At 52.4% G+C, this 12,425-nt stretch carries 10 protein-coding genes; 6 read left to right on the top strand and 4 right to left on the bottom strand.

From position 1 onward, the window contains the following. Positions 1-20 precede the first annotated feature (20 nt). From phnC to LG383_RS17305, 3 genes are all read right to left on the bottom strand, one after another. Positions 21-809, bottom strand: a complete 789-nt coding sequence (phnC, locus tag LG383_RS17315; RefSeq protein ID WP_225759775.1) for a phosphonate ABC transporter ATP-binding protein — start codon at positions 807-809, stop codon at positions 21-23. A gap of 133 nt (positions 810-942) precedes the next feature. Continuing rightward, positions 943-1,374, bottom strand: a complete 432-nt coding sequence (gene yjdN / locus LG383_RS17310; protein ID WP_225759774.1) for a VOC family metalloprotein YjdN — start codon at positions 1,372-1,374, stop codon at positions 943-945. A 124-nt stretch (positions 1,375-1,498) separates the two neighbouring features. Beyond that, entirely contained in the window at positions 1,499-1,834 is a 336-nt protein-coding gene (locus LG383_RS17305; protein ID WP_225759773.1) for a zinc ribbon domain-containing protein YjdM, read from the bottom strand. Positions 1,835-2,427: 593 nt separating this feature from the next. Here LG383_RS17305 and crfC point away from each other — a divergent pair. Continuing rightward, positions 2,428-4,785: a clamp-binding protein CrfC gene (gene crfC / locus LG383_RS17300; protein WP_225759772.1), complete on the top strand. Its 2,358-nt coding sequence runs from the start codon at positions 2,428-2,430 to the stop codon at positions 4,783-4,785. Next, positions 4,782-5,693 carry a diguanylate cyclase regulator RdcB family protein gene (locus LG383_RS17295; protein ID WP_106993989.1) on the top strand — a complete coding sequence of 304 codons (912 nt, stop codon included), beginning with the start codon at positions 4,782-4,784 and terminating at the stop codon, positions 5,691-5,693. Before crfC ends, LG383_RS17295 begins: the two co-directional genes overlap by 4 nt. 5 nt (positions 5,694-5,698) lie before the next feature. On the opposite strand, the gene kdgT is transcribed toward LG383_RS17295, so the two are convergent. Next, positions 5,699-6,694: a 2-keto-3-deoxygluconate transporter gene (kdgT, locus tag LG383_RS17290; RefSeq protein ID WP_106994126.1), complete on the bottom strand. Its 996-nt coding sequence runs from the start codon at positions 6,692-6,694 to the stop codon at positions 5,699-5,701. Positions 6,695-7,350: 656 nt separating this feature from the next. Between kdgT and proP the strand changes: the two genes are divergently transcribed. From proP to LG383_RS17270, 4 genes are all read left to right on the top strand, one after another. Continuing rightward, positions 7,351-8,853: a glycine betaine/L-proline transporter ProP gene (gene proP / locus LG383_RS17285; protein ID WP_166181344.1), complete on the top strand. Its 1,503-nt coding sequence runs from the start codon at positions 7,351-7,353 to the stop codon at positions 8,851-8,853. A 319-nt stretch (positions 8,854-9,172) separates the two neighbouring features. Next, the gene (locus LG383_RS17280; RefSeq protein ID WP_106993991.1) at positions 9,173-10,588 is read left to right on the top strand and encodes an undecaprenyl-phosphate glucose phosphotransferase; all 1,416 of its coding nucleotides are present in this window, start codon (positions 9,173-9,175) and stop codon (positions 10,586-10,588) included. After that, complete coding sequence (locus tag LG383_RS17275) at positions 10,578-11,864, top strand: outer membrane beta-barrel protein (RefSeq protein ID WP_106993992.1); 1,287 nt, start codon at positions 10,578-10,580, stop codon at positions 11,862-11,864. Before LG383_RS17280 ends, LG383_RS17275 begins: the two co-directional genes overlap by 11 nt. A gap of 1 nt (position 11,865) precedes the next feature. Next, the gene (locus LG383_RS17270; protein ID WP_106993993.1) at positions 11,866-12,423 is read left to right on the top strand and encodes a polysaccharide biosynthesis/export family protein; all 558 of its coding nucleotides are present in this window, start codon (positions 11,866-11,868) and stop codon (positions 12,421-12,423) included. The last annotated feature ends 2 nt before the right edge of the window (positions 12,424-12,425 follow it).

Below are 12,425 nucleotides of genomic sequence, written 5' to 3'. Positions count from 1 at the left end.
TTTCCTCGGATCGGGTTTAGTTATGCAGCTTGCGCGTTCTCTTCGACGCGATTGATGCTGCGGTAGAGATGGTCAAAACGGTCGTTATCAAACTGATGGCTGGCACCATCAAAGAACACGTGCCCCTGACGCAGGGCGACGATGCGCTCGCAGTAGCGCAGGGCGTAGTCCACCTGATGCAGCGTCACCACGATGGTGATGCCGTCCTTCTGGTTAATGTCGCGCAGGGTTTCCATCACGATGCGGGCCGATTCCGGGTCCAGCGAGGCAATCGGCTCATCGGCGAGAATGATTTTGGCTTTCTGCATCAGCGCCCGGGCAATCGCCACACGCTGCTGCTGTCCACCGGACAGGGTGGAGACACGCTGGTGGGCGAAATGGGCCATCCCGACGCGGGTCAGGGCCTGTAGCGCTTCCTGCTTCTGCTCAGGTGCGAACCAGCGCAGGCAGGTGCGCCAGAACGGGGTGCTGCCGAGCGCGCCGATCAGCACGTTCTCCAGCACCGTCAGACGGTTCACCAGGTTGAACTGCTGGAAGATGTAGCCGGTCTGCGCGCGGCTTTTGCGGATATCACTCGCCAGACGGCCCGCGCGCTGCACGGTGTTGCCCAGCAGCTCTACGTGGCTTTCAGAGGTTTTATCGCAGGTGATAAGGCCGCTTAAGTGGCGCAGAAGGGTGGATTTACCTGAACCGGAGGGCCCCAGCAGCGCTACCATTTCGCCCTGCTGGACGGTCAGATCAACGGCATGCAGGGCCTTGTTGTGATGGAAGGTCTTGCTCAGTTTCTCGACGAGGATGACAGTTTGCATGGGTGAGGCCTCGATTCAAATGTGGCCTCATGCTGGCGGATCAATGTGACATTTGGGTTAAGTGTTGGTTGCGGGAGTTTGAAGAGTTGACGTGAAAGCGATGACAGGCGGGCGCGGGGGCCCGCCGTCGGGATCATTGCTGTTTAACGACGTTGATCATCCAGGGAACGCCGTATTTATCGGCTACTTTGCCGAAGCCGTGGGCCCAGAAGGTCTCCTGCCAGGCCATGTCGATGGTGCCGCCCGCGGCCAGGTTATCGAACCAGCGCTTGCCTTCTGCCACGTCCTGGGTGTCGAGTACCAGCGTAAAGCCAGCGTAGGTGGCTTCTGTGCCGAACGTGCCGTCGCTCATCATGATATCGCTGCCGGCGATGCGCACGTTGGAGTGGGCGATGGCGGAATCCGGATACGACATGCCGGACGGACAGCCTTCGTCGCTGTTATCGTCTTTAGGCATTTCGCCGAAGGTGATTTTATAGAGGAGTTCTGCGCCGACGGCCTGCTGATAGAAGGCGGTAGCCTCTGCGCAGTTACCGGGGAACGAGATGTAGGGACTTAATGGCATAATCATTACCTCAGGTAAAGAGAAGCTCAGTAAGTGTAGTTCGGTATTTGTAGGCCGGATAAGCGCAGCGCATCCGGCAAAAGCGCCCGGCGGCGCTTCGCTTGCCGGGCCTGGATAAAAAAAATCAGTTCTTTTTCACGAACTCGGATTTCAGCTTCATTGGGCCGAAACCGTCAATTTTGCAGTCGATATTGTGGTCGCCTTCAACCAGGCGGATGCCTTTGACTTTGGTGCCAATCTTCAGCATCGACGAGCTGCCTTTCACTTTCAGATCTTTAATAACGGTAACGTTATCGCCATCGGCCAGCAGGTTGCCGTTGGCATCTTTCACGATCAGCTCATCGCTCTCTTGCGCTGGTTCTGCGTTGTTCCATTCGTGAGCGCATTCAGGGCAAATGAACATCCCGTTATCTTCGTAGGTATATTCAGAGCTGCATTTTGGACAGTGTGGCATTGACATGGGGTGTTCTCCTCAAAATAGTGCGAACCGGCGGCAATCAGGCCCGCCAAAAATCGACAGGTTGTCGAAAAAGGCGGCAAGTATAACGCATGTCCTTACTGTTGTCGGTGACATTATTTTTCGCTTTTGGCAAAAAAAAGTCTTTTCAATGACATTCTCTGTCAGTGATCCAGGCGATGCTGGAGGTCAGACGCGGGAAAGAAACGCGCCTGATTAAAAGCGAGAATATTTTATTGCGGCAAATTGATACGCCGTGTCATTTCAGATAAGGTGAAGACACTAATGATATTTCACTTACTTGCTTTAATAGCCATCCCTGGTCTGCAAAGGATGATTTACCCCTCATTTTTGGTGGGTAACTGATGGTGATTTTCCCTGATTTTTTTAAAATTTGAGCTACGCTCTTAATCTTTCGGTTTCCCTGACCGAAGGAGCGTGCTCCGCTGCTTATACGCTGAAAGAATATATTTTTACTGTCATCAGTGAATTATATTGCGTCGAACATATTTACAACACGTAATCATATAAGCCGATCTTTCATTCTTAAAAACAATTCGGTTATATAAAATTTGTGTTAGGGAAGGCTTTTTACTATGCACACACAGACCATATTTGAATTAAGCCAGGAAGCTGAAAGGCTGCTGCAGCTCTCATTGCAAAATCTTGAGGCGTTAAGCGCCATGCCTGCCGCGATGCTGGATAGCGCCACGTCGGCCATTACCGGCGAACCCAGCAATGTATTACCGCTGCATTTTAGTGCCCGCGGCTTAGAGGCGCAGCAGTCGATGCTGAATAATGAGCTGCGTAAAATTACCCGCCTGGAGATGGTGCTGGCGATCGTGGGTACCATGAAGGCCGGGAAGTCCACCACCATTAACGCCATCGTGGGCACCGAAGTGTTACCCAACCGCAACCGCCCGATGACCGCGTTGCCGACGCTTATCCGTCATACGCCAGGTCAGAAAGAGCCGGTGCTGCATTTTTCTCACGTTGCGCCCATCGATACATTAATAAAGCAAATGCAAAAGAAGCTCGCCAATTACGATCGGGGCAAGCTGGCGCAGCAGCTGGAAATTGACAAAGATATGAATGCGCTACTCGGGCGCATTGAAACCGGCGAGGCATTTGAAAAACATTATTTAGGTGCGCAGCCAATATTTAACTGTTTAAAAAACCTGAATGATTTGGTGCGGCTTTCTCAGGCGCTGGGCACCGATTTCCCCTTCCCGGCCTATGCCGCGATCGAGAATATCCCGGTTATCGAGGTGGAGTTTGTCCATCTGGCGGGGCTGGATGCGCATCTGGGGCAATTAACCCTGCTGGATACCCCCGGGCCGAACGAGGCCGGGCAGCCACATCTGCAAAAAATGCTCACCGAGCAGCTCGCCCGCGCCTCGGCGGTACTGGCGGTGATGGACTATACCCAACTGAAGTCGATCTCCGATGCCGAAGTACGGCTGGCCATTTCTGCCGTCGGCAAATCGGTGCCGCTGTACGCCCTGGTCAATAAGTTCGATCAGAAAGACCGCAACAGCGATGATGAAGAGCAGGTGCGGGCGATGATCTCCGGCACCCTGATGAAGGGCCATATCTCTCCGGGCCAGATCTTCCCGGTCTCCTCGATGTGGGGATACCTGGCGAACCGGGCGCGTCACGAACTAGCGATGCACGGTAAGTTGCCCGATCACCAGGAGCAGCGTTGGGTGCAGGACTTCGCCGAAGCTGCACTGGGCCGCCGCTGGCGCACCGCCGATCTGGATGATATTGAACACGTTCGCCACTCCGCCGATCTGCTGTGGGAGGACTCCCTGTTTGAGCAGCCGATCCGCAAGCTGATCTATGCCGCCTACGCTAACGCCTCGCTGTACGCGCTGCGCTCCGCGTCGCATAAGCTGCTGAACTACGCCCAGAACGCCCGCGAGTACCTGGATTTCCGCTATCAGGGGCTGACGGTGGCCTTCGACGAGTTGCAGAACAATATTACCCGTCTGGAAGATGACATGGCGCTGCTGCACTCCCGTCAGGCGTCGGTGAGCGATGAGGTCCGGCATGAGGTGAGCCAGGCGCTGAATGCCTCAAACCTGTTTCTTTCCGCCCAGCAGAGCGAAATCAAACTCGCCATCGCCCATGTCTTCAATCCTGACAATATGCTCGATCTGGCGGGGTTTGATCCGCATAAGCAGCGGGCTGATACCGCAGCGACGCCCGGTCAGCTGGTGCTGGAGGATGAAGGCCAGGCGCAGATCCTGTTGAGCAAAATCCGCTCCGCCTGCGAGCTGATCATGCTGGATGCGCAGGCAAAAATCGGTCGTGAGCTGGCGCTGCGTTTCGACCAACTGGAGTCGACGCTGGCGCGGGCGCTGAATGACGCCATGCGCCCGATTGAAACGCGCATTAAAGAGGAGTTGAGCCATGCCGGTTTCCGGGCGCGGATCAGTTTCCCGGCGTTTCAGGCCAGCCAGCTTAACTTCAATACTCAGGGGCTGTTCAACGACGCTATCGCCCAGGAGAGTGAGCCTGCCGGTCAGTCTCAGGGAGCTGGCAGCGCGCTACGCGAGACGGTCTCCCGCTGGCTGAACAATCCGGACTGGGGTTGGGAAGACTATGTCATGACGCGGACGCGGTATGTTATCGACGTGTCACAGCTTCATGAGAAACTTAAACACCATATTGATCACTTTTGTGAACAAATCCGTAAAGCTTTGGCCGCCCAGGTCGATGTCTCTGTTACAGCAGGCATGGCGACATTCTTTGCGGAATTCTCTTTATGCCTTGCAGGGTTACAGGAAAGCTTGCGTGATAGCCTCGCGGTGCGCCAGCAGAATGAGCATGCCACGCGCGCGCTCAGCCAGCTGCTGCAGCAATGTATTACCACTGCGACGTGGATTCAGGAAGATACCCGACTGTTACGCGATGATATTCAAACGCTATTCGCGGCAGAGCAACCATGACAAAACAATTACTGGACGGTCCCGGGCGGACGCTGGAATGTATCCATCCTAAATTTATGGTCGACCTGGTGCAGGGGGCTGACGCGCAGCGTCACACCTCTGTGGGGTCGCAACAGCAGCACTTTCGTGAACGTTTAACTCAGGAGATCATGGCGCAGGCTCAGCTTCGCCAGTGGGCGATGGGAGGAATGTTCAGCGAAAATGCTGTGCTGCGGCTCGGGCTGGCAGAGAAGCTGGCGGGCATGGTTGATCCCGGTCATCTGGCGCTGACCCGCATGACCCAGACCCTCACCACGCTGCGCCAGCAGGCTAATCTGCGTAATCAACCGCCCATTGGCGCGGTACATCAGTACGAGGTTCTCTCCGCGCATTTCCACCAACGCGCGCAGTTTAAAGAGAAAGCGTTAACCCAGCGCGGGTTAACGGTGCAGGCCGGCGTTCATAGCGAACAGATTTTTACCCGCTGGCGGGCCGGGCATTATGACGGCTGGTCGCTGGCCGGACGCGGCTATGTAGTGCTGGAGGAGCTGCGCTGGGGGGCGTTCGGTGACGCCTGTCGGCTGGCGAATGCGGATGTCAGCGCCATGCTGAAAGATAATTTGTGCAGCATGGTGGCTAACTATCTGGCGCAGGGGATCAATGCGTCTCCTGCGACCCGCCATTTTTATCATCAGTGGCTGACCACGCCCAGTACGCCGGGGATTATCGACCATAAAGATATGCTCGGCTGGCTGGGGGACTGGTGTGATGCCGACCGGCATCCGGTGTGCTGGTCAGTGACGCAGAGCTGGCAGAATGTGGCGCTGGGGATGCCGAGACTTTGTTCGGCGGCAAGGCTGGCAAAAGCGATGGTGGAAGAGGTGTTTGGGGAGGAAGGTTTTACCCTCTCCCCAGTGGGGAGAGGGTAAACGTATTAGTGATGCAGTGATTCAACCGGGCTCTGTTCCGGCGTTTTGGCCGGGATGTTGCCATAACGTCTGGCATACAGCGCGGTAATAATCGGAACCAGAATCGCCGTCACGATGACGCTTGCTGCAACCAGCGCGGTGGCGGAAGCGGCAACCGGTTCGAACGCCGGGTTAATCTGGGCGATAATCATCGGGTTCGCTACCGCAGCCCCTGCAGCAGATGACGCTGCAACCCCCGCAGTACCATTCCCTCCACCGATAACACGGTCGGCAATAATCAGCGGAATACCGGTGATAATGATAACCGCCACACCCAGCACGATACCCAGCAGGCCGGTATCCAGAATCACGTTCAGGTTGATGGTGTTACCCAGCGCGAAGCCGAAGAACGGGATCAGAACCGGGGTCGCTTTGCTGAAGAAGTCACGCAGGTCGTGGTCGAGGTTGCCGAGAGCAAAACCGATCAGGAACGGCAGGACGGCGCCGACAAAGTGGTGCGGTTCAAAGGAGGCCAGACCGGCAGAGCCGAGGATCAGCATGGTGACCAGTGGGCCAGATTCCAGAGACATCAGTACGAAGGCGCCGGACTCTTCTTTGGTGCCGTACTGATTCATCAGGCTGGCGTACAGGCCGCCGTTGGTCATGTCCATCGCAGAGACAATCGCCAGCACGGAGAGGCCCGCGAAGAAGCCAGTCTGAATGCCATTTTCCGGGATAAACATGGCGCAAATCATCGCTACAACCCAGGCTACGGCAATTTTGGTAATCACCAGCGTACCGGATTTACGTAATACTGTGCCCGTTGCCCGTAAATTAATGGAGGCGCCGATACAGAAGAACCATACCGCCAGAATCGGAACTGTCCCGGTAATCATGCCTTTGGTGAATCCACCAAAATAGGCTCCGGTATCAGGCGCTAAGGTATTTAAAATTGCACCCAGTACCAGCGGAACCAGCATCATCCCTCCGGGGATGCGTTCAATCGTGGCTTTAATCTTCATCATTAACCCTCACACCTCATCACGCATCGCCAGCGGACAAGTGATATTTAATAATCTAATGAATTCAACGGATTGTGACTTCACGGTGCCAGGCAATTCGTTGTTCATACAGCAGATATAACCAGTTTGGTTTTTTAAGCCTTCACGTGAAGGCCACCCCACTCGTTTTGACAGGCTTATGATGCGATCGTTGGAATGATGATTCAATGAAAATAAAACAGTGTTTTAGTTATCTTCATCACATATTTTAAGGAAAGACGATTTTCGCCTCTTGATTATTAAAATGGCTGTGAACGCATTGTAAAAAAATGTCGTCATTTTTTCATTTCACAGCAAATAATAACGTCTGAAAGAGTATTTCCAGAGGCGGGTATTAGAAATAACGCAATACGGCTTATTTACACTTTTGACACTTCTGGTAAAAACCTTAAAAATATATGTGAAGTTGATCACAAATATAAACGCTGGTAGGGTAATGGCTCCATAAACAGCCCAGACAGGCGTCAACAGGTTCGGTTGTACCGCTCCGAAAGGTCAGTGTAAGTAAACCTGCTACGCTTGAGAAAGGAGAATGCGCATGAGGCGCTTCCCGGGTTCCACAGAGCGCACTTTTCAGGCGCTGTGGTGAGGACTGGGCTTAGTCAACGAGGATAGCCATGCTGAAAAGGAAAAAAGTTAAACCGATCACCCTGCGCGACGTCACCATTATTGACGACGGAAAACTGCGCAAAGCGATCACCGCCGCCTCGCTCGGTAATGCGATGGAATGGTTCGATTTCGGTGTGTATGGCTTCGTGGCCTACGCGCTGGGTAAAGTCTTCTTCCCTGGTGCCGATCCCAGCGTGCAGATGATTGCCGCGCTCGGGACATTCTCTGTTCCCTTCCTTATACGCCCGTTAGGGGGTCTGTTCTTTGGGATGCTGGGGGATAAGTACGGTCGCCAGAAAATCCTCGCTATCACGATAGTGATTATGTCGGTCAGTACGTTCTGTATCGGCCTGATCCCGTCGTATGCGAGCATAGGCATCTGGGCACCCATCCTGCTGCTGCTGTGTAAGATGGCTCAGGGCTTCTCGGTTGGGGGTGAGTATACCGGGGCATCTATTTTTGTTGCCGAATACTCTCCGGACCGTAAGCGCGGCTTTATGGGTAGCTGGCTCGACTTTGGTTCCATCGCCGGGTTCGTGCTGGGTGCGGGCGTAGTGGTGTTGCTCTCTACCGTCGTGGGCGAAGAGAACTTCCTCGCCTGGGGCTGGCGTATTCCGTTCTTCCTGGCGCTGCCGCTGGGGCTTATTGGCCTCTATCTGCGTCACGCGTTAGAAGAGACCCCGGCGTTCCAGCAGCACGTTGAAAAGCTGGAGCAGGGCGATCGTGAAGGTCTGCAGGATGGACCGAAGGTCTCGTTCAAAGAGATTGCCACGCGCCACTGGCGTAGTCTGCTGACCTGTATTGGTCTGGTGATCTCCACCAACGTGACCTATTACATGCTGCTGACCTACATGCCGAGCTACCTGTCGCATAACCTGCATTACTCAGAAGATCACGGCGTGCTGATCATCATCGCCATTATGGTGGGGATGCTGTTTGTGCAGCCGATCATGGGCCTGCTGAGCGACCGCTTCGGACGTCGTCCGTTCATTATCTTCGGCAGCGTCGCGCTGTTTGTGCTGGCTATCCCGGCCTTCATCATGATTAACAGTGATGTCATCGGCCTGATATTTGCCGGGCTGCTGATGCTGGCGGTGATCCTCAACTGCTTTATTGGCGTGATGGCGTCGACCCTGCCGGCGATGTTCCCGACGCACATCCGTTACAGCGCGCTGGCGGCGGCCTTTAACATCTCGGTACTGATCGCCGGTCTGACGCCGACGCTGGCAGCCTCGCTGGTGGAGAGCACGCAGAACCTGATGATGCCTGCCTACTATCTGATGGTGATTGCGGTCATCGGCCTGATTACCGGCATTTACATGAAGGAGACGGCGAACCTGCCGCTGAAAGGGGCGACACCTGCTGCCTCTGACCTTCAGGAAGCCAAAGAGATCCTGCGTGAGCACCACGACAACATTGAGCAGAAGATAGAAGATATCGATGCTGAAATTGCGACGCTACAAGAGAAGCGTACCCGTCTGGTCGATCAACACCCCCGCATTAATGAGTAAATAAAAAACCCGGCGCTAGCCGGGTTTTTTTTCATACCCAAATGGAATACAACGAAAGTTTATTGGCGGTTTTATTGAATAGTGCTTACGCTGTATATAAGCGGATGTCTCTATAAAATCGACGCTTTCTTCTCTGTGAGGGGTATGTATGCTGAGCTTCACACCAATCTAGATTTCCACGCACACATAGCCTGAAATGCTGATTCTTTTCGGCGGTTTACCTTTTCCCGAAACGGCATTTTAACTTTTGTAATATATCCACAGGTGCAACGGGCACAGCAAAAATAATACCGAAGATAAATTATAAGTAGGGCTGGACATGCTGAGAAATTCGCAAAAGATCACCCATGGAAGTTACTCGGTATTCATTAAATTAATTGATTTCTTTTCAATTAATTTAATTTTAATACTCAGTGGTTGGGTATTGAAAATGGAATCTTTCGATACTGTAATTTTGATCAGCTTACTGTACTCCACTGCCTTTTTACTGTTTGGTGAATACACGCAGTGCTATCTCTATCGTCCTAAAAACAACAATTTGCGTAACCAAAGACGCCTGTTTTTGACCGCTTTTTTAGCCATCCTTTTTATCGGCCTGGTGCGTCTGCTGGTCGCGAAATTATACGCCTTAGGCTACGTCAGCTTTATCGACGTGCGTAATATTCCTGCTATGCCGCTCTGGTACGCCTCGCCGATCCCTTTTCTCTACGTCGTCCGTCTGATTATTTTTAAGCTGTCGGCGAAAAAGAAAATAAGGGTGGCCATTATCGGCATTACCGATAACGGCCTGGCGGCTGAACGGGCGCTGCGCCTGGAGTACGCTGACGTTCAACTGGACCTCGCCTTCTACGATGAGCGTGGCCCTGAGCGGCTTGGCGAGCTGGCCACCAAAATTACCAGCCCCTATAACGGGCCGGTGATCAAGCTGGTTGAAGAGGCCAATGCCGGCCGGGTCGACGAAATTTATATTGCCCTGCCGATGGTGGCGCTGGATCGCATCCGCCATTTTCTGGCGATGATGTCCGATACCACGGTGGATACTTATATTGTGCCGGACTTTTACGCTTACAGCACCAATACCTCTCAGATCCGTTCCATCCACAACCTGCAGACCATCGGCATTTTCACCTCCCCGCTGGACGGGGTGGGAGCGTTTATTAAACGCGCAGAAGATCTGGTGCTGGGCAGCGTGATTATGGTAATGATTGTGCTGTTAATGATCGTAATTGCCATTGGCATCAAACTCACTTCACGTGGGCCTGTTTTCTTCAAACAGGATCGCTATGGCCTGAGCGGGCAGAAGATTAAAGTCTGGAAGTTCCGGACGATGAAAGTGATGGAAAATACCGACAAGGTGGTTCAGGCGACACGAGACGATCCTCGGGTCACCCGCTTTGGCGCATTCTTACGTCGGACATCTCTGGATGAACTGCCGCAGTTCATTAATGTAATACAGGGGAATATGTCTATTGTCGGGCCACGGCCGCACGCTGTGGCGCACAACGAGCTTTACCGTAAGCAAGTCGAAAACTACATGATTCGCCATAAAGTAAAGCCTGGGATCACAGGTTTAGCGCAAATTAATGGCTATCGTGGCGAAATTGATGCGCTATACAAAATGGAAAAGCGAGTCCAGTACGACATTGAATATATTCAGAACTGGTCCTTTTGGTTAGATATAAAAATCATCATTAAAACCATTTTTAAGGGATTTGTCGGTAAGAATGCATACTAAAATTATTATTATCGCTGGGATGATAGCGTCTCCGGTTGCCGTGGCAGAATTAACGCCAAAATCACACATCGGTTGGGCGGGCATCGATTTTCAAAGCAACGTCGGTGTGGATTACGGGCATAACGATAACGTGACCTACCAGCATCACGATAGCGACGCCAAAGGCTCCGACTTCCAGGGGCTCAAGCCCGTGATAAGTCTGAACGGGGAGCGCGGGCAGGATAAATACCTGCTGATGTACTCCGGGGATTATCGCCACTACTCCAGCGATTCTACAGACGATTATGACGATCACCTCTTCCGCTTCAAAGGTGACTGGCGTTTTGGTCTGATGCATGGCCTGACCCTGAATCTTGAAGATTCACTCGGTCATGAGGCGCGCGGGCGCGGGGTGACGGAAGGATTTCTGCCTGAACAGTTCCGGCAATTTGGCGTTAGGTCACCGTTAACCACCAATCTGTTCAACAGCGAGCTACGCTATAGTTATGGTGCGCCGGACGGACGGGGAAGGGCAGACCTGGCGTTGATGCACCGCAAGTGGACCTTTGGCAATACCGGTCAGGTTGAAAGCCAGGATAAGGACTTCGCACAATATATCGACGAGCAGGAGTGGGACGAAAATACGCTGATTGCAGAAATTTTCGATCAGTACACATCTAAGACACGTTTTCGCTATAGTTTTATTACCAACCAGTTCCGTTACGGCCATGCGTCGGAAAAAGACAGTAATGAATATTATTTGCGTTACGGCATTCAGTCGCAGGTAACGGGCAAAACAAATGTCGATGCGAACGTGTCGTGGCTCTATAAAACCTTTGAAAATAACCCCGGGTCGAAGGATTTCAACGGGATTAACTGGGATATTCTCGGTGAATGGCGACCTCTTCAGCAGTCAATTTTTACGTTAAGAACATCCCAAAGTATTAAAGACCCTTCCGAAGCGGGAGGATATAATTTAGTCACGGAATACGGCATCTCTTACAAACACCTATGGATGAACGACCGTTTAACGACGTTGCTTGATTACGCATACATCACTGAAGACTACAAAGATCAGGACAAGGATCGTCACGACAAGAATGGCGTGTTTTCATTTATTGTCGGTTATGACCTCACACCATCGATTAACGTTGGTGTGGAATATCATCTTGATACGCTTAAGTCTAATAAAGATACAGATACGTTCACCATCGGCCCCAACGATGACCGCGTAGTGACTGAAACGTTGGGCTATGATCAATCTTTGATTATGCTTACAGCTAAGGTTCAGATTTAAAATGAAAATAATTAAACTGTGCGCGTTTTTACTCCTCAGCATTGTTTTCGCTGGCTGCAAATCACCGCAGCCGACGTTAAAGGACAATAGCGTGGTTGATACAGCAAATTATTTACTGGGCTCCGGTGATACCGTCAACATTAACGTTGCCGGGCAACCTGACCTGACCATGAAAGTAGTACTTGATAATAGTGGGGCTATTAATTACCCCTATATTGGCAGGCTGGAATTAAAGGGCAAATCCGCAAGTCAGGTTGATGCAGAGATTACGCAACGTCTGCGCAAAGGGTTTGTGCTTAATCCCATGGTGACCGTGAATATTGCTGAGTTCCGCAAATTCTATATCTCGGGTGAGATAGAGAATCCCAATGGTTATGCCTATGAACCAGGGCTGACCGTGGAAAAAGCTATCGCCTTAGGCGGGGGATATACCGACCGTGCAGACCGCAGTGACCTCAGTATTCGACAATCATCCACTGGCGAGTTACTCGAAAATGTTGATGTGACTCACTCCGTGCTCCCCGGTGATCTCGTAATTATAGGCATAGGGTTCTTCTGACC

It is taken from the genome of Leclercia sp. Marseille-Q4284 (assembly GCF_916618945.1).
Classification (GTDB): Bacteria; Pseudomonadota; Gammaproteobacteria; order Enterobacterales; family Enterobacteriaceae; genus Enterobacter; species Enterobacter tamurae.
Note: the sequence above shows the minus strand (reverse complement) of the source record. Positions and strands in the feature narration are given on the sequence as shown.